General features: G+C 45.6%; 19 protein-coding genes. 13 read left to right on the top strand and 6 right to left on the bottom strand.

Annotated elements, in window-relative coordinates; all coding sequences use genetic code 11:
- Positions 1-27: 27 nt before the first annotated feature.
- The gene (locus tag IQ270_RS09720; protein ID WP_193973018.1) at positions 28-279 is read right to left on the bottom strand and encodes a hypothetical protein; all 252 of its coding nucleotides are present in this window, start codon (positions 277-279) and stop codon (positions 28-30) included.
- 156 nt (positions 280-435) lie between these two features.
- On the opposite strand from IQ270_RS09720, the gene IQ270_RS09725 reads away from it, so the two are divergent.
- Entirely contained in the window at positions 436-1074 is a 639-nt protein-coding gene (locus tag IQ270_RS09725; RefSeq protein WP_193973019.1) for a L,D-transpeptidase, read from the top strand.
- A 91-nt stretch (positions 1075-1165) separates the two neighbouring features.
- Here the strand turns inward: IQ270_RS09725 and IQ270_RS09730 are convergent, their stop codons facing one another.
- The 5 genes from IQ270_RS09730 to IQ270_RS09750 all read right to left on the bottom strand — a co-directional run bounded on the left by IQ270_RS09730 (position 1166) and on the right by IQ270_RS09750 (position 6024).
- A complete protein-coding gene (locus IQ270_RS09730) occupies positions 1166-3034 on the bottom strand; it encodes a tetratricopeptide repeat protein (protein WP_193973020.1) in 1869 nt (622 codons plus the stop codon).
- 182 nt (positions 3035-3216) lie between these two features.
- A complete protein-coding gene (locus tag IQ270_RS09735) occupies positions 3217-4005 on the bottom strand; it encodes a Uma2 family endonuclease (RefSeq protein ID WP_193973047.1) in 789 nt (262 codons plus the stop codon).
- 378 nt (positions 4006-4383) lie between these two features.
- Complete coding sequence (locus IQ270_RS09740) at positions 4384-5109, bottom strand: hypothetical protein (RefSeq protein ID WP_193973021.1); 726 nt, start codon at positions 5107-5109, stop codon at positions 4384-4386.
- 362 nt (positions 5110-5471) lie between these two features.
- Complete coding sequence (locus IQ270_RS09745; protein ID WP_193973022.1) at positions 5472-5720, bottom strand: type II toxin-antitoxin system MqsA family antitoxin; 249 nt, start codon at positions 5718-5720, stop codon at positions 5472-5474.
- 4 nt (positions 5721-5724) lie between these two features.
- Positions 5725-6024 (bottom strand): DUF4258 domain-containing protein, encoded by a 300-nt coding sequence (locus IQ270_RS09750; protein WP_193973023.1) that lies wholly within the window; start codon positions 6022-6024, stop codon positions 5725-5727.
- A 51-nt stretch (positions 6025-6075) separates the two neighbouring features.
- On the opposite strand from IQ270_RS09750, the gene IQ270_RS09755 reads away from it, so the two are divergent.
- The 12 genes from IQ270_RS09755 (at position 6076) to IQ270_RS09810 (ending at position 21129) form a co-directional block, all read left to right on the top strand.
- Positions 6076-6888, top strand: a complete 813-nt coding sequence (locus tag IQ270_RS09755; protein WP_193973024.1) for an ABC transporter ATP-binding protein — start codon at positions 6076-6078, stop codon at positions 6886-6888.
- Positions 6889-7067: 179 nt separating this feature from the next.
- Positions 7068-7805: an ABC transporter ATP-binding protein gene (locus IQ270_RS09760; protein ID WP_193973025.1), complete on the top strand. Its 738-nt coding sequence runs from the start codon at positions 7068-7070 to the stop codon at positions 7803-7805.
- Entirely contained in the window at positions 7802-8662 is an 861-nt protein-coding gene (locus IQ270_RS09765) for an EamA family transporter (protein WP_193973026.1), read from the top strand. Before IQ270_RS09760 ends, IQ270_RS09765 begins: the two co-directional genes overlap by 4 nt.
- Positions 8663-8828: 166 nt before the next feature.
- Positions 8829-12740, top strand: coding sequence for a cobaltochelatase subunit CobN (gene cobN, locus IQ270_RS09770; RefSeq protein WP_193973027.1), 3912 nt, complete (start codon positions 8829-8831; stop codon positions 12738-12740).
- Between the two features lie 45 nt (positions 12741-12785).
- Positions 12786-13895, top strand: coding sequence for an ATP/GTP-binding protein (locus IQ270_RS09775; RefSeq protein ID WP_193973028.1), 1110 nt, complete (start codon positions 12786-12788; stop codon positions 13893-13895).
- Complete coding sequence (locus IQ270_RS09780) at positions 13895-14557, top strand: DUF3226 domain-containing protein (protein ID WP_193973029.1); 663 nt, start codon at positions 13895-13897, stop codon at positions 14555-14557. The genes IQ270_RS09775 and IQ270_RS09780 overlap by 1 nt, the downstream gene beginning before the upstream one ends.
- A gap of 66 nt (positions 14558-14623) precedes the next feature.
- Complete coding sequence (locus tag IQ270_RS09785; RefSeq protein WP_193973030.1) at positions 14624-16213, top strand: hypothetical protein; 1590 nt, start codon at positions 14624-14626, stop codon at positions 16211-16213.
- Positions 16214-16441: 228 nt separating this feature from the next.
- Positions 16442-17362 carry an NAD(+) kinase gene (locus IQ270_RS09790; RefSeq protein ID WP_193973031.1) on the top strand — a complete coding sequence of 307 codons (921 nt, stop codon included), beginning with the start codon at positions 16442-16444 and terminating at the stop codon, positions 17360-17362.
- A gap of 422 nt (positions 17363-17784) precedes the next feature.
- Positions 17785-18270, top strand: coding sequence for a hypothetical protein (locus IQ270_RS09795; protein ID WP_193973032.1), 486 nt, complete (start codon positions 17785-17787; stop codon positions 18268-18270).
- Positions 18271-18438: 168 nt separating this feature from the next.
- Entirely contained in the window at positions 18439-20412 is a 1974-nt protein-coding gene (locus IQ270_RS09800; RefSeq protein ID WP_193973033.1) for a carbamoyltransferase, read from the top strand.
- A gap of 144 nt (positions 20413-20556) precedes the next feature.
- Entirely contained in the window at positions 20557-20964 is a 408-nt protein-coding gene (locus IQ270_RS09805; RefSeq protein ID WP_193973034.1) for an SxtJ family membrane protein, read from the top strand.
- Positions 20965-21129, top strand: coding sequence for a DUF5989 family protein (locus tag IQ270_RS09810; protein ID WP_193973035.1), 165 nt, complete (start codon positions 20965-20967; stop codon positions 21127-21129). It begins immediately after the preceding gene.
- The last annotated feature ends 1 nt before the right edge of the window (position 21130 follow it).

Here is a 21130-nt window from a genome sequence, read left to right on the forward strand (position 1 = left end):
CTAAATTTTAGATCAAAAGTTCCCGATTTACAATATGTTCAGCGCTTGGCATCTCTCTCGGTGTTGGCGTGATATATTGAGTTTGTTCGATCGACCGTTTCGGTTTTTTTGACACCTAACTGTTGCTGCTGGGCGGGAAACTCTACTGCCAAAAGACAGAGGTGCTTGCCGGATGTCGCTGCGCCACAGTTTCAATTTGCGATCGCCATCCTCCCGCAACTCAAAAATCAAATTACCCAGAGGTAAAGTTAGATCGTTTTGTTGCAGGAGCGAAACCAAGTTACAAGTTATAATTTGGGGAATTGAAGCTAAAAACAGGGTCGCGGATTTACAGTCAAAAAGCCATCGGACAAAATTTCAGATTGGGTGCAGTTGGCGGATAATTAGAGAGGAACTTTGTAGGAACTGCTGGTGAGGAGTTTAGCGAACAAACAAATGGTGAACAGCAAATTTTTATTTAACAAGTTAATCGTCCTGAGTTTGAGTGCAGCGGCGCTGTCTGTAGCCCTACAGCAGCGGGCGACAGCTCAATCTGTTGGTAGTAATGCAAGCAATAGGGATGTCGCCCCGCAGCGCTCAAAATCCGAGGCAAAATTGCCGAATCTCCCAGCCCCAGAACTGCCGCCCCTAGGGGAACCGTTTCGGTATATTCCCCAGGAACCAAAAGCTCCAGAAAATCCAGTTGAGGAAGTGCGTTTAGTGCTGAGATTGCGAGAACGCCGCGTCTATGTTTACCGCAAAAATAAGGTGCAAGCGAGTTTCCCGGTTGCTGTGGGGAAACAGGGCTGGGAAACTCCCACGGGCAGCTTTAAAGTCATGCAAATGATTAAAGATCCAGTTTGGGAGCATCCTTGGACGGGAGAACTTGTGCCGGCCGGGCCAGACAATCCGCTGGGGACTAGGTGGATCGGGTTTTGGACGGATGGCAAGAATGTCATCGGTTTTCACGGGACTCCGACTCTAGACTCGATCGGGCGAGCTGCTTCTCACGGTTGTGTGAGAATGTTCGACAAAGATGCCCAAGCTTTATTTGAGAAAGTCGCAGTTGGCACGCCGGTGATAGTCGAGAAGTAATTAGGTTTGTAGTAAAGTAATTAGGTTTGTAGTCAGGACTTGAGTCCTCAGAAAATAAAGAACTAAAATCCTCACTACAAACCTAGATTGTTCAAATAGATTGTTGGTATTTTTCGAGCAACTCGGGGATGTAATCGTAGCCATCGACACCGATCGCCGGAATGATATTCGAGCGACTTTTTGCCAAAGATTCTTTAAAAGCTTCCGGCCCCATTTGTCCCCGCAAAATTGTCAGCAAACCAGCCGATTGACGCCACTCAGCCGCCCCAATTTGCTCCAAAGTATACATCCCCAAACAGCCAGCAAATATCGCTTGTTCTAGTTCGTTCATGCTGTAATAAGCTTGAGCCAAATAAGCCAAATTCAGACCTTGGAGATACAAATCGCCCGAAAATTGGGCAGCTTGCCAACCTTCGAACAAATACTCGATCGCACCAGCCGGATTTTCCAGAGCAATTTTAGCAATTCCGAGGCTGCTAGAGCAAAAAGCTTGACTTTGGCGATCGCCCAATTTTTGTGACAGCGATAAACCTTGCTCCAAATAGCCGATCGCACTTTCATACACCTCCGGTTCCACATCCTCCAACTGCCGCGCTTGAAACACCTCGCTATAACCCAAATTAGCTAAAGCATTAGCCTCGCCTTGCCGCTCACCCGCTTGTCGTGCCAAAATTAAAGCCCGCTGACTGTAATTAATTGCTTCCTGATAGTTTTTCTGAGAAACATAGTTGCGGCTGATGTGATTTAGATTGGCAACTTCGCAGGCTTTATCATCTTCCAGACGAGCAATTTCCAGCGCTTCTTTGTGCAGTAAGATCGATCGCTCATACGCTCCCACAGCCCGCATCGAATAACCCAACAGCGTCAAAATTCGAGCCTTAGCTTGAGTACCTTCTACCCGTCGCAGCGGCTCATCTAAATACTCCAAAGTATGGCGCAGAGACTTGCCATCAAACGAAGCAAAAATCCCGCCGTACAGCGGAAAGTATTCTCGTTGAGAAAAAGTGCGTAAAATTTGCAGGGTTACTTGAAAACAAGCATTTGCCAACTGTTCGCCACTTTTTGTAGAATTGTTAAACCCGCTGGCCAACTGACTCCAAATTACCGAAAAAGTAATGTAAGTAGAAATTGAAGCTTTCGTTGACACTTTGGAATCGTAAACTTGCTTGTCAAACCATGTCGCCAAAGCCCGTTGCAAGCACTGCAAAATAATCGCTAATTCCACCAAAGCGCCTAACTCTAAACTCGATTGTTTGGCTGCTAACTCAACTATCGATTCACCCATCGCAATTGTCTGCAAAAGAGCGTGAGGAAAAGGACTTTTCACCTTTTTTGCCCAAAAAGCCCAAGGCCCATTTTGTTCGGGACTACCGGCAAATCCTAGCTGCTGTGGCTGATAAATCCAGCCTACAAGTTCCGGTTCCAGCCGTTGCCAAGATTCTAAACCTTTGGCAATCCCAGCGGTGATTTGCTGCAAGTCTCGCTCGGTTTCGGGATTGGAAGTTTGCAGCATTTGTTGGTGCAGGGATTTTGCTAATTGCTGCAATTGATCCAGAGTCAGGGGAAGTTCTTTGTTGGGATCGATTACTTGGAATAATGTCAGGAGACGGGTGTTAGATTCGGCAGTAAGGATTTGTTGGATGGCAGAGGCGATCGCACTGGAAACTCGGTTGTCTTTTTGCCAGCGTTCCCATTCTCCTTGGATGGTTTTTAGCGCTCTGAGGGTGCGATTTGCTTTGGCTTGCTTGATTTCGTCTTTTTCATTTTTGAGCAGGTTTTCCGTGGCATCCAGGCGTTCTCCGAAACAGCGTTCAAAAATTTCGCCGGTACCAGTGCCGATGTCTTGCACCAGCATTTGATATACTTGTTCTTTGGAGCGAATTTGACCCTTGAGGGTGATTTCGACAATTTTGTCGATCAGGGCTAAGTAGCGATCGCGCAGTGAGGTAGATTCTGGCATAAGTAAATTTTAGTTAATAACTTTTTATTGAGATCGCTTGCAGCATTTGAGGCTACTATTTCATCTTACAGTTTAAAAAAATGTTTGTAGTGAGGACTTTAGTCACCAGCAGTTAAAGACTCAAGTCCTCATTACCAACTAATTTTATTTTTGGATGACAGAGAAAGTCCCATTATTTAATTTTACAGCTCATCGGGATTAATGCCCATTGCTCGGAGGCGATCGGCCAATTGATTTGCCCGCTGTCTTTCAATTTCAGCTTGCTGTCTTTCAAACTCGGCTCGTTGGCTTTCCAATTGAGCTCGTTGTCTCTCAAATTCTTCAGGAGTCAGAATCAAGTTCCCATTAAGATCATACCACCGCAGCCACAACCTTTCATTTTGCAAAAAACAACCTTGCCACAAACCCAAACTTAACTCTATTTCCGGTATCCAGAATCGAGAACCTGTTAACACTTGTTCGCGGTAACGGTTGCCAATTAACCGAAATACTCTCAATTGATTGTTGTATTTGCTAAACACAAAGTAATAAGGAATCTTCAAAATCCTCTCGTAAACCTGCCACTTAGTCGGAGGTTTGTTTGGTTCTGATTCTGTCAGCCCCAAATCTTCATTCTCCGTACCAGGTGACAGAAACTCGATCGCAATTAAAGGATTGACTGCTTCGTCCCAAATCACGTAACTTTGGCGCAAGTCTCTGTCTTGGTAAAATCTGGAAACGCCGACAACCAAATACCAATCGGGTCTTTTGTACCAATTGGGATGGTTGGAGTCGTAATATAAATTGAGATCGCTGGCCGAAAATGTGCGATCGGCTGGATAATTAGGAGGAATGCAGCTAGCGGACAAAAGTTGTGCTTGCCACTGATGATATTCGTCCGGCAAACCGGGTTCCTCCGGGTCTTCACTAGGTAGATCGTACATCGTCGGCAACGCTTTTGCTTGGGAAGATTGCGAATCTGGTATGTACATTGTTATACAATTATCCCTGCGAGATGTGACATCAATTCCGGTTTTACCGTCAAGTGACTGTTGACTGTTGACTGTTGATTGTTGACTGTTGACTGTTGACTGTTGACTGTTAACTGTTAACTGTTGACTCGACTTTACGCCCGACGATGGTAATACCAATTTTTGATGAGGCTGCATAGAGTCTGAACCCCTTAACCAAGGGCGGGTACGGGGGCACCGCCCCTACATTCGGGGGGCACAAGATTCTGCTCAAAGTCCCCCTTCTTAAGGACAAGATTCTGCTCAAAGTCCCCCTTCTTTCCCCCCTTGGGGGGTGGGGGATTTAGGGGGGTCGAGATATCTGCAACGACCAATTAAATTAGTATAACGGATTTCAGATTAAGGAGATACGGGCACTGCGGTAATTGTTCTATTATAGCGCGATGCGATCTCTTGTGGCAGAAAATCAGTATCTTTTGCACCGGGAATCTTGGCTAAATAACAATCACGAACTGCGAGCATAAAACCTTTAATTGCCTCTGGCGCATTTTGAAAGTCGGCATCTATTAGAAAATCGCGCCACTTACTTTCATTGTTATCATAATTCTCGACTAAATGCAGCCCTGCTAAATACTCGGCTACGGGGTCAAGTACAAAGCGGACATTCTCTTGGCTGGGAAGATTTGTTTGCAGGAGGTGGAGTTTTTCTTCGAGATAGTTGAGGCGTTGCTCTGCATTTTGTGAACTTAAGATAGATAACGCATTGATGGCATCTTTAATCTTGGTGCTAGCGGGTCGATAAGTTAGTTTCAAGCATTCCCAAGCCAGCAATTGAGCATCTTCATAAACGGTGCGATTTGTCAATTTATGCTCGGTCACATCCCGGTTGAGTTCCTTCAAATACGCCAGCATCAAATCTGGTATGTTTTGAGGTAGTTTTTCATCTTTGATTCCTTCCATTTTAGCGATTAATACATCTGCGTAGAGTTTGGCAAACAATACAGTTGTACTTCTGCCTTGAATTCTGATTTCCTCTAAAAGTTTAGCCAAATCGCCGCAGACATAATGAAATTGCGAACCCTGGAAAAGATGCAGTTTCCCTAGCTTCTCCAAGTATTTTTCCATAAAATCGATCGTGCTTCGTCATGGGCCAGAATCCTTGTATTAGATGAGCCGTCTCAGCCATTTGAATAATTGTATCTACATTCTCATCAAATTGGTTTCCAGAGTTCGGGCGATCTAAATTTTTGCTGGTCATACCAATTTTTTATGAGGCTGCATATATCTCGATCCCCCCGGCGCCCCCCTTAATAAGGGGGGGACAAGATTCCGATCAAAGTCCCCCTTTTTAAGGGGGATGCGAGGGGGATCGAGATATATGCAACGACCCATTAAATTTGTATCAGCGGTGAAATCGATCGCCCTAAATACTGCTTAAAAAGCGGGAGTTTAAGAACATTCCTGTTCCCTGCTTCAAAAGTAATTCTTTACGTGTAACTCTTGCTGGGGATTTGAATATATGAATCCGGCATTTCATTCTCTTGGTGAATAGCAAAGAAACGACGCTCAATTTCTTTGAGAACCGCTGCATCATAATAAATCATCCCACAATCAAGACAAATCTCAACAGGCGTGTTAGGCACTAGCAAGTATTTACCTTGATGGCTGTAAAGGTAATTGATTCTACGTTCCTCATAGCGGTTACTACCGCAAGTATTGCATCGAATTTCTCGCATGGGTCTATCCTCTGGTTCTAGGGTTAATAAAATTTGCGGGACTGGGAATATATACAGTTACAATTGCTACTCTTTCACCGCGCCAACCACAGACTATATGAATAGGAATCTCACCTGTATAACCTAATATTAGACAACTTTCACCTCGACCAGTGTTAGGATATTGCTCAAGAACCTCTCCGTTGAGTAAAGCTTCCTCAACCTGAGTAAAGGTTAAGCCATCAGCCTGACGTTCGATATCTCCATGAGCTGTATAAACATATAAATTTTGGCTAACTTTTGCTTGAATTTCCTCTGCTTCCATTTATACTTAAGTCTAAGATATAATTAGATAATCGCTATTTTAGCATATTCAATGATTTCCGAACCCCTGACTCTCTCAAAAACCAATCCGGTTTTAGCCGCCCAAGGATTAACTCGTCGCTTTGGCGGTTTAATTGCCGTAAACGACGTATCTTTTACAGTTAAAAAACACGAGATTTTTGGATTGATCGGCCCTAACGGTGCGGGCAAGACAACTCTATTTAATGTTATGACTGGATTGATACCTGCTTCTAGCGGCAATCTGATTTATCAAGATGAAAATATTTCCCAATTGAAGCCTTATCAAATTGCGAATAAAGGTATTGCTAGAACATTTCAAAATATTCGGTTGTTTGGGGAACTTTCTGTGTTGGAGAATGTAGCAGTCGCCCGACACATTCACAGCCGATCGCACAATCCCGTTTTATCCCTGCTAGCGGGCATATTTGCGTTGCCAGCAGCCAACGCAATGGAGCGCCAAACCCAGGATAAAGCGTTGGAATTGTTGGAATTGGTCGGATTGGGCGATCGATCGGGCGAACAAGCCAAAAACTTGCCCTACGGCGACCAAAGGCGCTTAGAAATTGCCCGCGCCTTAGCCCTAGAACCGCAAATATTGCTATTAGATGAACCAGCGGCGGGGATGAATCCCAATGAAAAGCATAAATTAAGTGAATTTATCCGAGAAATTCGCCAAAAGTTCAATTTAACTGTAATATTGATCGAGCATCACGTACCGCTGGTGATGGGATTGTGCGATCGCATTGCCGTGCTGCATTTTGGTCAGCTAATTGCCTTGGGAGAACCTGCGATTGTGAGGAATGACCCTGGTGTAATTGAGGCTTATTTAGGAGACGAAAAATAGGAAATTACAAAAAAATGGGGCAATTGGAACCGGGCGATTAGAAATCGCGGCTACACAAACAATGTCCGCCTCCGCGGACTAAGAATAATATTGAAAAATCACATATTGTATTATTTCTCACTGGTTCCCAGGCTCTGCCTGGGAACGAGCAAGATTATCAACAAATTAAGTTACAAAATATGCACAATTCCCCACCCAAAACCACCGAGAATATCCTTTTAGAACTCAAGAATCTTTCTGTAAACTACGGCGGAATTCAAGCCTTGCAAAATATTAATCTCACAATTAATGCAGGCGAAGTTGTCAGCCTCATCGGTGCGAATGGTGCCGGCAAAAGTACGACACTCAGGGCTATTTCCAAAATAGTTAATCTTCAGCAAGGACAAATTATTTATAATGGGCGCGATATTACCCGCCGCCAAGCCCACGAAGTTGTCAAACTCGGAATCGCCCACAGCCCAGAAGGGAGAAGGGTTTTGGCGCAGCAAACGGTGTTAACAAACTTAGAATTAGGGGCCTATGTGCGATCGGATACTGCCCAAATCAAAGCAGATTTAGAATACCAATTTAAACTATTTCCCAGGTTAGCAGAACGCCGCCATCAACTATCGGGAACCCTCAGCGGTGGGGAACAGCAAATGTTGGCGATCGCCCGCGCGCTGATGTCACGCCCAAAACTGCTACTATTAGACGAACCCAGTTTAGGCTTAGCACCTGCGATAGTCAAAGAAATCTTTGCAATTATTCAACAATTGCGCTCCAGGGGCGTTACAATTCTCTTGGTAGAACAAAACGCCAGTTTAGCATTGCAAATTGCCGATCGCGGTTATGTACTAGAAGCTGGTAACATTACTCTTACAGGCATGGCATCAGATTTGCTAAAAGACGATCGAGTGAGGAGGGCATACTTAGGTTGAGTTGGTTAATTTTAGGAATTTTTACCGCCTTCTTTGAAGCCGTCAAAGACGTTTTTGGCAAACAAAATCTCAAAAAAAGTGACGAATATGTCGTCGCTTGGTCGCTATCATTCTTTTCAGTCATCTTTTTGATTCCCTGGGTAATTTATACAGGAATTCCGCAGTTAAACTCTCAATTTGCGATCGCCCTTTTAATCGGAGGTAGCATCAACGCTGTCACAGCCATACTTTACATCAAAGCAATCAAAGTATCAGACTTATCCCTAACAGTACCCCTGGTAGCTTTGACACCATTATTCATGTTACTAACTTCACCGTTAATTGTCGGTGAATATCCCAAACTTTTTGATTATATTGGCATCTTGCTAATCGTCACAGGCTCTTATTTGTTAAACATAAAAGAGAAATCCCAAGCATATTTAGCCCCATTCAAAGCACTGGTAAATGAACCAGGGCCAAAGTTGATGTTAATCGTCGCATTTCTGTGGAGTATCACTTCAAATTTTGACAAAATAGGAGTTAAAAATTCATCCCCCATTTTTTGGCTATTCTCTTTATTTAGTACAATGAGTGTCTTGTTACTACCAGTTTTATTGCACAAAACTCCAAATCCCAGCCGCAAAATTCTCAAACAATTACCAATGCTAGCAGCTATGGGATTTTTCAATGCTGTAGGAGTGCTTTGTCAAATGCAAGCTTTGACATTAACTTTGGTAGTGCAAGTGATCGCAATTAAGCGTACAAGCGTGTTAATGGGTGTATTGTTCGGTCACTTTATTTTCAAAGAAAAAGATATACAACAAAGGTTATTAGGGGCAGGAATCATGGTTTTGGGAGTTTTCGTTATCAGTTTATAGATTAAAAGCTCAGAAACAGAAAATCATCCATCTCTCTCTTCTCTTCCTCTGCGTACTCTGCGCCCTCTGTGGTTCAATTATTCTAATCCAACCGGATTTAAAATAAGTCATGTTATACTAAGAGCGATCGCACCTTTCATTATTTATCAACATAAACTAAAAATTAATGCACAAAATAGCCGCAACACCAGGAGGCTGGAACCCCCAAGCCGAAGGAGTAATATTCATCCAACAAACCCCCGCACCAATAGTATTTATTAGTGCAGCGGATACAGACATTCAAACCATCGCAGCCGCTGCATCAAAACTACCAGCAGAATTCCCCAAACTCCGGGCGGTGAATCTCCTGCAATTGCAGCAACAACTAACCATTGACACCTATGCAGAAGAAATTTTACAACACGCGCAGGTAATTATTTTAAGGTTGCTAGGAGGGCGTTCCTATTGGTCTTACGGCTTGGAAATTCTGCGGGAAACGGTGGAAAAAACCCAAGCTAAATTGATTGTAATGCCTGGTGATGACAGTCCAGATCCCGATTTAATCAGTCATTCAAATGTATCGCTGTCAGCAGTCAATCAACTGTGGCGCTACTTCACAGAAGGAGGCGTGCAAAACTTTATTAATGCCCTACAGTTTGCCGCCGATACTTGTTTGAAAACTGCTTACAATGCACCTCTACCTCAAACAGTTTCCCGCGTCGGAATCTACGATTGGGGCGGAAATACGAGGGCTGGTTTTAGAACTTTGATACCAGATTCCGATCCCCCTAAATCTTCCTTAAAAATGGAGACTTTGACCACTTCTTGCCCCCCCCTTCTTAAGGGGGGCTGGGGGGGATCTCCGGGCGTGGAAACAGACGCTAAAGGATACGAAGAGGGCGGGCCCGCACCATCCACCGCCCCTACGGTCGGAATTTTGTTTTATCGTGCTCATTATCTGTCGGGAAATCTAGCACCAATTGATGCACTTTGTCAAGCATTATATGACCGAAATTTAGTGCCAGTTCCCGTGTTTGTGTCTTCTTTGCGGGAACCTGATTTGCAAGTGGAATTGCTGGAATATTTGCAACCAAAAAATGCAGAATCAATTCAATTATTGCTCAATACCACAAGTTTTGCCATTTCAGGTTTCAACAGTCCCGACTCAGAAGAAAATACTTTAAAATTATTAGATGTTCCAGTTTTGCAAGCCATATTTAGTGGCGGTGATTTACAACAGTGGGAAAGCGAATTGCAAGGGCTTTCACCCCGCGATGTGGCGATGAATGTGGCATTACCTGAAGTAGATGGGAAAATTATTACTCGGGCTGTTTCTTTTAAGGCTGTCCAAACTTGGAATAGTGAATTGGAAACAGATGTGGTAGGATATGTCGCAGCGGACGATCGCATTTCATTTGTAGCAGATTTAACTACAAATTGGGTAAACCTCAAACAAACTCCCGCCGCCAACAGACGCATCGCCATCATTCTCGCCAATTATCCCACCCGCAACGCACGATTAGCCAACGGTGTCGGCTTGGATACGCCCGCTAGCTGTGTGGAAATCCTCAAAGCTTTGCTGCAAGCTGGTTATCAAGTAGATAATATTCCTAACAACGGGAACGAGTTAATTGAAATGCTCACATCCGGTGTGACAAATGACCCGGAAGGACGGGAATTGCGGGCTGTAAATCAATATTTGGATTTAGCAGAATATCAGGAGTATTTTACAACTTTACCTCAGCAAGTCCAAGATGGAATTTGTAATAGATGGGGGGAGGCTACGGGGGAAAAAACTGAACTTTTGACTGCGAATCTGTTTTCGATTCCGGGGATTCAGTTTGGCAATGTTTTTGTGGGAATTCAACCGTCGCGGGGATATGAAATTGACCCTAGTTTGAATTATCACGCACCGGATTTAGAACCAACTCACAATTATCTGGCTTACTATTATTGGCTGCGCGAAAAGTTTGGATCTCAGGCAATAATTCATGCTGGAAAACATGGTAATTTAGAATGGCTTCCCGGTAAAAGTGTGGCTTTATCTAGCAATTGTTATCCCGAAGTCGCATTAGGCGCGATGCCGAATTTTTATCCGTTTATTGTCAACGATCCGGGGGAAGGTTCCCAGGCAAAAAGACGATCGCAAGCCGTGATCATCGACCACCTCACCCCGCCGATGACTCGCGCCGAACTTTACGGGCCTTTGCAGCAGTTGGAGGCCTTAATTGACGAATATTGCGAGGCGCAAAGCTTAGATCCGTCTCGATTACCGATGATTCGCGATCGCATTGTGGCCCTCACCAACAAGGAAAACTTAGACAAAGATTTAGGAATTCAACTCAATAAATCCGAATTTACGGAATTTATTACCCGCACCGATGGCTATCTTTGCGAACTTAAAGAATCCCAAATTCGCGACGGATTGCACATTTTTGGACAGTGTCCCCAAGGGCGACAGTTGAGAGATTTGATAATTGCGATCGCCCGCCATCCTAGCACAAATCGCATCGGCTTAACCCGCGCCCTAGCAGCAGACTCAGGCTACGATTTCGACCCCTTAACTACCGCAGGCGATTTAACCGCAGAACTCGAAGAAAAAGCCGCTCAATTAGTAGATAATTTAATTAAAAACATCGGCGTTTACCCGCGTTTATCTGCGGTTAAAATCGGAGAATCAACCCAACAAGAATTAGACTGGATTGCCAACTATCTCTTACCATCACTCCTCCAAACAAACCAAGAAATTACTAACTTATTGCGTGGCTTAGATGGGCGACACATCCCCAGCGGCGCATCAGGTGCACCCACCCGCGGTCGCCCCGATGTATTACCCACAGGCCGCAATTTTTACTCGGTAGATATCCGCGCTATTCCCACAGAAACCGCATGGAGAGTTGGCAAAGTTGCTGCTGAAACTTTAATCGAAAGATATACTCAAGAAAACGGCGAATATCCCAAAACTTTGGGTTTGTCAGTGTGGGGAACCTCGACGATGCGGACGGGGGGAGACGACATTGCAGAAGCACTAGCATTGATCGGAGTTCAACCAGTATGGGATGGGCCGTCGCGCCGGGTTGTAGATTTTGAAATCTTGCCTGTTTCTGTTTTGGGGCGGCCGCGAGTCGATGTTACTTTGCGAATTTCGGGATTTTTTCGGGATGCTTTTTTTAATTTAATTGATTTGTTTGATTCTGCGCTAAAAGCTGTGGCAAATTTAGATGAATCGGTAGAAGACAATCCTTTAGCAGCACAGGTTAAGCAAGAGATTCAGGATTGGGAATCGGCGGGTTTGAGTCGGGAAGATGCGGAAGTTCGATCGCACTTCCGCGTCTTTGGTTCCAAACCTGGTGCTTACGGTGCGGGACTTCAAGGCATAATTGAAGCTCAAAACTGGACAGACGACGCAGACTTAGCAAAAGCTTATATTAATTGGAGCAGTTACGCCTATACTGCCTCTGGTTCCTCAAATTTGCCGGGAGATGTAGCAGGAGTTAAACAAAGTGAATGGGGATGTTGTGCGCCCGAAGCATTTACCAAACGCCTCAGTCAAATGCAAATAGTTTTGCAAAACCAAGACAACCGCGAACACGACATTTTAGACTCCGACGATTATTATCAATTCCAAGGTGGAATGACGGCTGCAATTCGCAATTTGCAAGGCAAAAATCCTGAAACTTATTTCGGCGATAACTCGGTTCCCGAAAATCCCAAAGTGCGACAACTTCGGGAAGAAGTTGCGCGGGTTTATCGCAGCAGGGCGGTAAATCCGAAATGGATTGAAGGGGCGATGCGCCACGGTTATAAAGGTGCGTTTGAAATTGCGGCAACGGTGGATTTTTTGTTTGCTTATGATGCTACGGCAAATTGTGTTGAGGATTTTATGTATGAAGGAATTGCTGAGGCTTACATTTTTGATGAAAAAGTTCAGGGATTTATTCAAGAAAATAATCCTTGGGCGCTGCGGGATATGGCGGAAAGATTGTTAGAAGCTCGCCAGCGGGGGTTGTGGCAGAGTGCGAAGCAAGATACTCTTGATAAATTGCGATCGATCGCCCTTGAAGCCGAAGCCGTCATCGAATCTCATACTGGTTTCTAGTCTGAACGGAGAAATGATAGAATATAGTTAATATGCGAGGAATCCATGTTGCGCGATCTCACCCTCCAAAATTATCGCTGTTTTAAAGATTTTCATATCGACGACCTAGCTAGGGTTAATCTGATAGTCGGTCAGAACAATAGCGGTAAAACTACTTTTTTGGAAGCCATTTATTTATTAGTTAATGAAGGAAACATTCAGTTTTTACTTGAGGTGCTAAATAGCCGAGGTGAACTAACAGTCGAGCCTTCTAGACAAAGAAATGGCGAAGTCGTTTCTCAGCGTCATTATCAGACTTTACATCTTTTTTACGGTCATCAACTTAATAACTTCGGTGGGGCTATTCATATCCGATCTACAAAAGAGGAGCCACTCTCATTAAAAATTCAGCCTAATCCTATTGACCAGCAACTTACACTTCCTGGATTAGAGGATTTAGTTTTAGGTGGAGATTTGTTCGGTGAGCTAGTTGTTTCATACGGACAGTATAGCAAAATAATAATTCCTATCCGTACTGATGGAACTATAGGCGATTCGCGTTACTTGCGGTTGGGCAACACATCTAAGTTAGTTTTTCCTAGAGGGAGCAGCAATCAAAATTATTTTCTGACAACCACTAATATCAGCTTTGCGCGACTGTCTGTACTGTGGGATAGAATAACACTCACACCGAAAGAACAAAGTGTAGTAGAAGCATTGCAAATTCTGGAGCCGGATGTGGAACGGATTAGTTTCACGAGTCGCCAGACTTCTAATAGTGGTATTTTGCTTAAACTTCGGGGCCAGCCTCACCCAGTTCCTCTAGGCAGTATGGGAGATGGTATGCGACGAATTATTAATATAGCAATGGCAGCCGTATCATCAGAAAATGGTTTTTTGCTAGTCGATGAAATTGATACAGGTCTTTACTATCAAACCCAAACTGATATGTGGCGATTGATATTTGAAACAGCAAAGCGACTGAACGTTCAAGTGTTTGCAACTACCCACAGTTGGGATTGCATAGCGGCATTTCAAGAAGCCTTAGACAACTCAGAAGATAGTTCGGTTGGCAAATTATTTCGCTTGAGCCGGCGCGGTGAGGATATCCGTGCAGTTGAATACACTCCCGATGAATTGTCCGTTGCAGTGCGCCAAAGTATCGAGGTGCGCTGATGCCAAAAGCACGAAAACCCCCTCAACCAAAACCTCAACAGTTATTGGTAGAAGGTAAGAACGACAGACACGTAATCTGGGCTTTGTGCCAGCAATGTCAACTACCAGAAACATTTTCCGTCGAAGTACCTCAAGAAGAAGGTACAGAAGGAGTTGAAGCGCTGCTCAATGGCTTGCCAGAAAGATTGAAAGCAGAGAATTTACGCACGTTGGGAATTGTGGTTGATGCCGATCGCAATTTAAGTGCGCGGTGGCAATCGATTAAAGATAAACTGAGTTCGATCGGCTATCGAGACATCCCCCAATCTCCCCCTCCCGAAGGCTGGGTTTGTTCACCTTCAGATCCCTACTTGCCTCGCGTCGGAGTTTGGTTGATGCCAGACAATCAACTTCCTGGAATGTTAGAAGATTTTGTCGCCTATCTAATCCCCCCCGGTGACATCCTGCATCCGAAAGCCGAAGCAATTTTACAAGACATCGAACAAGCAGGACTTAACCGCTACACTTTAATTCATCGTCCCAAAGTGCTAATCCACACTTGGCTGGCCTGGCAAAAAACGCCGGCAATGCCGATGGGACAAGCAATAACAGCGCAGGTACTCAACTGCGATCGCCCGATCGCCTTAATTTTTATTCAATGGTTAAAACATCTGTTTGACTGAGCTAATTGCTCCATCGGCCGGATAATTAGTAATATCTACTAATGTTTCGCCAACGGTGAAAGCTGTATGATTCGCCGCTACATTGCTAGCCTCAGCACTAACATCTTAAAACTTACCTGCGCCGCCTCCGTCGCGATCGCCCTAACAGCCGGATGTTCGCAGCCCAACCAGCCCAAAAACTCCGGGGCATCTAACGCTATCCAATCCGCAGGTCTAGCGGCTCCGCCAAACTCTGTGTTAGCTCGAAACCCCAACCAAACCCAAAAATACCTCAGCGCTTCCTCCTGCACCCAAAACGACCCATTTGCGGAGTCAATAAGCTTTGCCACCCAAGCTTCTAATTTGGCTCAATCAGCCAATTCCCAAGAAGACTGGGACGAAGTGGCCGCCCTGTGGGTGCAAGCCGTCGCTTGGATGCAAGCGGTTCCCCCCGGTAGTCCCAGGCGGGCGTTTGCCGAGAAAAAAGTCGCCGAGTACACGAAAAACCTGGTTTATTCCCAACAGCAAGCGGGCGCAACCCGATCGCAAGCCGCCAGTCAAGTTAGTTTCAGCAGCGATTTGTTGAACGAACAACTAGAACTTTATCTATCCTACGTTGCGACAGTCGGGCCGCCAGATGTTTTGATTGTCGGCAGTTCCCGCGCGTTGCAAGGCGTCGATCCCAAACAGCTAAAACAATCTTTGGCGGGTAACGGACGTCCGGGCTTAAAAGTATTTAACTTTGCAGTCAACGGCGCAACTGCACAAGTAGTTGACTTTCAACTGCGGCGACTTTTGAAGCCGGATCATTTGCCTCAAATGATTGTCTGGGCGGACGGCGTGCGGGCATTTAACAGTGGCCGGGACGATCGCACTTTTAATTCGATCGTCGATTCTAGAGGCAGCCAACTTTTAGCAGCAGGAGTTCGCCCCAAACTCCCGTCTGCTGAACCCAAGGTGATTCCCCGGTGTTACAAATTCCCGCAGCCCTGCGGTGGCGGCAGCGGGATTTTCCGCAGAGCCCGGTCATCGGGCGGGCAAGATGCTTGTTCCACAGTCAAATTCATCTCAGATGGAACAAGCATCTTGCCTGTTTCTCACCGGGGCGGGCAAGATGCCCACCCCACAATCAAATTCATCTCAGATGGAACAGGCATCTTGCCTGTTACCCAGAATGCAGTATCACAAACAACAGTAGCAATCAGACAAATCAGCGAATCGGCAAATTCGATCGACTCCAACGGATTCATGGCCCTATCAGCCCGCTACAATCCCAACACCTATTATCAACAACGCCCCTACGTTTCAGGTAAGTACGATCGCGACTACGAAAACTTCAACCTCGGCGGCAAACAAGCAGCAGCCTTTAACTCAGTCGTAGCATTTACCAAAACACGCAAAATTCCCCTAATTTTCGTCAACTTGCCCCTCACCGACGACTACTTAGATCCCACTCGTCGGTGGGCAGAACAACAGTTCGGGCAGCGAATGCAGCAACTCTCGCAGCAAAAAGGCTTCGCTTTCCGCGACTTGTCCCAGCGGTGGCCCGGCCGCAACGACTATTTTTTGGATCCCAGCCACCTCAACCGTTTTGGGGCGATCGCAGTTTCTCGCCTGCTAGCATCCGATACCAGCATTATCTGGCCGCGCCCCAAATCCCGAATCACCGACGGGTAATACGATTGAAGATTGGGGCATTGAAAATTTTCCACCGGGAATGACTGATGAAATAAAGCTTTCGAGTTCCTAGGAAAGTGCGAACTCGCGGCCAAAAACGATGCCAAAAGCGCTGTACTAGCTGTTGCGAACTCGCGGCAAACAAGCGCAATCCCAGCCGCGATTCAGTCTAAAATCAAATAATCCCAAATCTCAAATTTCAAACCTAAAATCTAAAATCGATTCACTGTGCAACTAAAACAAGTAATTATCGCCCACAAAGCCCGAGATACCCTCAGCAAGAAGTGGGCCGAACAATGTGCCCGCCAGTTAGAAACTCGGGGGTGTCACGTTTTGATGGGCCCCAGCGGCCCGAAAGATAACCCGTATCCGGTGTTTTTAGCTTCTAGCAACAGCCCCATAGATTTAGCTGTAGTGCTCGGCGGCGACGGTACCGCTCTGGCTGCAGCGCGGAATTTAGCTGCTGACGGCATCCCGATTTTGGCGGTGAATGTGGGGGGACATCTGGGTTTTTTAACTGAGTCTTTTGAGGATTTCCAAAATACTGAGGAGATTTGGAACAGACTTTCGCAAGACAGGTATGCTGTGCAGAAGCGGATGATGTTGCAGGCGGCGATTTTTGAGGGAAACAGAACCAATCTCGAACCAGAAAGCGATCGATTTTTGGCACTCAATGAAATGTGCATTAAACCAGCTTCTGCCGATCGAATGCCGAGCTGTATCCTAGAAATGGAAGTTGACGGCGAAGTAGTCGATCAATATCAAGGCGACGGTTTAATTGTGGCAACTCCCACCGGTTCGACTTGCTACACCGCATCCGCCAACGGGCCGATTATTCATCCTGGAATGGATGCGATCGCAGTTACTCCGATTTGCCCTTTAAGTTTATCCAGTCGGGCTGTGGTTTTGCCGCCCGGTTCAGTTGTCAGCGTTTGGCCCTTAGCAGATTACGAACTCAGCACAAAACTCTGGACAGACGGCATTTTGGGTACTGCAATTTGGCCGGGACAGCGCGTAGATGTGCGGATGGCAGACTGCGAAGCCAAGTTTATCATTTTGCGGGAAAACTATTCTTATTACGGCACTTTGAGGGAAAAACTTCAGTGGGCCGGAGCCCGAATTCAGTACAGCAACAATCACCGCAATTAATCCGAAATCATCCACCATTAATCATTAATCTGTAGGGGCGGGTTTTACCAACAATATTTGCCTAAAATTAATAGACCTCTTGCAAAAGTGCTTTTAATCAAATTTTGGGACGATGCTCAGAGCAACGTCCCACAAGAAAAAAAGATTTTTGTGGGATGGCACGCGAGCATCGTCCTAACTATTTTTGCAATTACGTCTAATCTCATAAACCCGCCCCCACAAGGCGATAAATCGCAATTTACATTTTTATGCTTCGAGTTGTGTGGGGGCGGGTTTATATAGATGCTTTGCGGTGATTAAATATTAGTCGTAAAACCTGCCCCTACAGGATGCTATTTTACAGACAAAACCCACCTTACCCAACGCACAATTTCTGTACTCTGTTAAGATAATCTCAATTATCTTGACAAACCGCCCGATCCATGCAAAGTTTCAAAAAATCAACCAGACCTTTCAACCCTCAAGATACATATCCCTGTCCGGTGTGCCGCACCGGTGAAATTGCTACCATGCCGATGATGGAAGCCCTAGGTTGCAACTTCTGCCAGCACATTTTTACCGCAAGCGCGGAAAGACAATCGCTGAAAATGGCCGATCGCCAACCCCCCGTAACATGGCACTGGAACGGCAAACAATGGATAGGAGCACACCTCGAAGGCGTAGAATTCGGATGGGCCTACATTGCCGCGGCGATCGGTCTAATATTCCTTCCTACCACCTTGCTCGGACTTTCAGCTTACTACTTTCCCCCGATTCCCGGCAGCCGCTTGTCGTGGCTGCCCTCCGCTTGGACTGGTTTAACCTTCTTGTCCCATTTAGGCATTGTGCTGTGGTTGGTAGGTGAATTTTATCAATTCCCGGTGGGGACTTACTTGAGAGCTTGGGGGCGCAGGATTCGCCGGCGCTAGCTCAAATGCTCTGGAATGGGCGATCGATCGGGGTTCGACACCGAGATCAATTTCGGTAAAATTAGAGGCGATCGCAAACGTCAATTCCAAATCAGCATCACTAGAGCTATAATCATTAGCTATTCTAAATACTCAGATACGAGCGCATAGCGATTTGTGAGGAGAGCGATGAACATACTTGGAATCTCGGCCTACTACCACGACAGCGCCGCAGCTTTAATTCGCGACGGAGAAATTATCGCCGCAGCACAAGAAGAAAGATTTTCCCGCAAAAAACACGACGCCAGATTTCCGAAGAATGCGATCGCCTATTGCCTAAAAGAAGCAAACATAAATTTACGGGAACTCGATCGCATAGTCTTTTACGACAAACCTTTAGTCAAATTCGAGCGCCTTCTCGAAACCTACTTAGCCTACGCACCCCAAGGTTTTCGCTCTTTCCTAACCGCCATGCCCATCTGGCTAAAAGAAAAGCTTTACCTCAAAACCATGCTCAAAAGAGACCTCGCAGAAATAGGAAACTGCAAAACCAACAAACTGCCATCTCTGCTATTTACCGAGCACCACCAATCCCACGCAGCCTCAGCATTTTTCCCCAGCCCGTTCCAAAAAGCCGCCGTTTTGTGCCTCGACGGCGTAGGCGAGTGGGCCACAACCTCCGTTTGGTTGGGAGACGGCAACCAACTCACACCTCAGTGGGAAATCGATTTTCCCCACTCCTTGGGCTTGCTTTATTCAGCTTTCACCTACTACACCGGCTTCAAAGTCAACTCTGGCGAATACAAACTCATGGGTTTAGCGCCCTACGGCGAACCCAAGTATGTAGACAAAATTCTCACCCATTTGATCGACCTCAAAGATGACGGAACTTTCCGTTTGAACATGGATTATTTCAACTATACAGTTGGCTTAACCATGACAAACAAGAAGTTTGACGAACTATTTGAAGGGCCACCACGTCAAGGTGAAGGAAAATTAACTCAGCGGGAAATGGACATTGCAGCTTCCATTCAAGTTGTTACCGAAGAAGTTGTTTTGCGGCTTTGCAGAACAGTTAAAAAAGAATTGGATGTAGATTATCTTTGTCTCGCAGGCGGCGTTGCTCTCAACTGCGTTGCTAACGGCAGACTTTTGCGGGAAGGTATTTTCAAAGATATTTGGATTCAGCCGGCGGCGGGAGATGCTGGCGGTGCTTTGGGCGCGGCTTTGGCGATTTGGTATCAGTATTGCGAACAAACTCGTACTGTCGGCGACGAGAGATTCTCCGCAAACGATATTAAGGAGGAGAGGACTAAAGTCCTTACTAAAAACGGGGAGGAGAGGACTGAAGTCCTCACTACAAACCAAGCTGTCGCAACTGTGGCGAAGTCTGTGGCTCATTTAACTTGTCACGACCAAATGCGCGGTTCTTATTTGGGGCCGAAATTTACAGACAGAGAAATTCTCGAATATTTGGATGCTGTCAAAGCCAGTTACCACCGATTGGATGATGCCGAATTGATGCCGCAGTTGGCAGAAATTTTGGCACAGGGAAATGTCGTCGGATGGTTCCAAGGGCGGATGGAATTTGGGCCGCGGGCTCTGGGCGGACGATCGATCATTGGCGATCCCCGCAGTGCTAAAATGCAGTCCGTGATGAACCTGAAAATTAAATATCGGGAATCATTTCGACCTTTTGCACCGTCAATCTTAGCCGAACGAGTTGCCGATTATTTCGAGATTGACCATTCCAGCCCTTATATGCTATTGGTAGCTCCAGTCAAAGCCAGTCTCCGCATTCCGATGACTCCCGAACAAGAACAGTTGTTTGGCATTGAAAAGCTCAACATTCCGCGCTCGGAAATTCCAGCCGTCACCCACGTCGATTACTCGGCTCGCATCCAAACTGTGCACAAAGAAACCAATCCTCGGTACTATGACTTAATCAGTCATTTTGAAAGGCGATCGGGCTGTTCAATTGTGGTAAACACTTCCTTCAACGTCCGAGGCGAACCCATTGTTTGCACCCCCGAAGATGCTTACCGCTGTTTCATGCGAACCGAAATGGACTATCTAGTTTTAGAGAACTTCTTGATTCCTAAATCAGAACAAATTCCTTGGAAACAAGACGATGCTTGGAAAAATGAATTTGAACTAGATTAGTTATTGGTTATTGGTTATGAGTTATTTGTTAGTAGTTATTTGTTATCAGTTCTAGAAAAATGAACCACCAACCAATAACCAATAACCAATAACCAATAACAAATCACAACGAACAACTGACAACTAACAACTGACAACTGACTAATGAGCGACGAAATTAAAAAACTCGACAAAAAAGGCTTGCGCGATTTCGGGCTGCTAATTGGCGGCTTAATTGCAGTGCTGTTCGGTTTAGCAGTACCTTTACTACGGCGGCATTCTCTACCTTGGTGGCCCTGGGCTGTCGGCGCAGTGCTAGTCGCGCTAGCATTGGTTGCACCAAAATCCCTAAATCCCGTTTATCACGCATGGATGCGGTTTGGACTGCTTCTCAACAAGATCGAAACGCCGATCGTCCTGGGGATAGTTTTTTACCTGATAGTTTGGCCGATGGGAGTGATCAAAAACATTTTCGGCGAAGATGCAATGCGGCGCAAACTCAATCCGAAAATGGATACTTACCGCATCCCAAGTAAAACAAGAACCAAAGTTAGTATGGAGCGTCCTTTCTAAGTGTTTGAAGCAACTTTAGACTTTCTCAAAGATTTGTGGGCGTTTATGAGAGAACGCCAAAAATATTGGCTGATACCCTTAATTGTGACTTTAGTCTTTTTAGGAGCTTTGATTGTATTGAGTCAGGGTTCTGTAATTGCTCCGTTTATTTATACCCTGTTTTGAA

This window comes from Microcoleus sp. LEGE 07076, from assembly GCF_015207455.1.
Taxonomy (GTDB): domain Bacteria; phylum Cyanobacteriota; class Cyanobacteriia; order Cyanobacteriales; family Microcoleaceae; genus Microcoleus.

Coding starts and splice junctions, on each gene's coding strand:
- IQ270_RS09780 (WP_193973029.1), top strand. CDS start 13,895: ATGCCAAAAGCACGAAAACCCCCTCAACCAAAACCTCAACAGTTATTG.
- IQ270_RS09740 (WP_193973021.1), bottom strand. CDS start 5,109: ATGGAAAAATACTTGGAGAAGCTAGGGAAACTGCATCTTTTCCAGGGT.
- IQ270_RS09730 (WP_193973020.1), bottom strand. CDS start 3,034: ATGCCAGAATCTACCTCACTGCGCGATCGCTACTTAGCCCTGATCGAC.
- IQ270_RS09735 (WP_193973047.1), bottom strand. CDS start 4,005: ATGTACATACCAGATTCGCAATCTTCCCAAGCAAAAGCGTTGCCGACG.
- IQ270_RS09760 (WP_193973025.1), top strand. CDS start 7,068: ATGCACAATTCCCCACCCAAAACCACCGAGAATATCCTTTTAGAACTC.
- IQ270_RS09805 (WP_193973034.1), top strand. CDS start 20,557: ATGAGCGACGAAATTAAAAAACTCGACAAAAAAGGCTTGCGCGATTTC.
- IQ270_RS09795 (WP_193973032.1), top strand. CDS start 17,785: ATGCAAAGTTTCAAAAAATCAACCAGACCTTTCAACCCTCAAGATACA.
- IQ270_RS09755 (WP_193973024.1), top strand. CDS start 6,076: ATGATTTCCGAACCCCTGACTCTCTCAAAAACCAATCCGGTTTTAGCC.
- IQ270_RS09775 (WP_193973028.1), top strand. CDS start 12,786: ATGTTGCGCGATCTCACCCTCCAAAATTATCGCTGTTTTAAAGATTTT.
- IQ270_RS09785 (WP_193973030.1), top strand. CDS start 14,624: ATGATTCGCCGCTACATTGCTAGCCTCAGCACTAACATCTTAAAACTT.
- IQ270_RS09750 (WP_193973023.1), bottom strand. CDS start 6,024: ATGGAAGCAGAGGAAATTCAAGCAAAAGTTAGCCAAAATTTATATGTT.
- IQ270_RS09800 (WP_193973033.1), top strand. CDS start 18,439: ATGAACATACTTGGAATCTCGGCCTACTACCACGACAGCGCCGCAGCT.
- IQ270_RS09745 (WP_193973022.1), bottom strand. CDS start 5,720: ATGCGAGAAATTCGATGCAATACTTGCGGTAGTAACCGCTATGAGGAA.
- cobN (WP_193973027.1), top strand. CDS start 8,829: ATGCACAAAATAGCCGCAACACCAGGAGGCTGGAACCCCCAAGCCGAA.
- IQ270_RS09725 (WP_193973019.1), top strand. CDS start 436: ATGGTGAACAGCAAATTTTTATTTAACAAGTTAATCGTCCTGAGTTTG.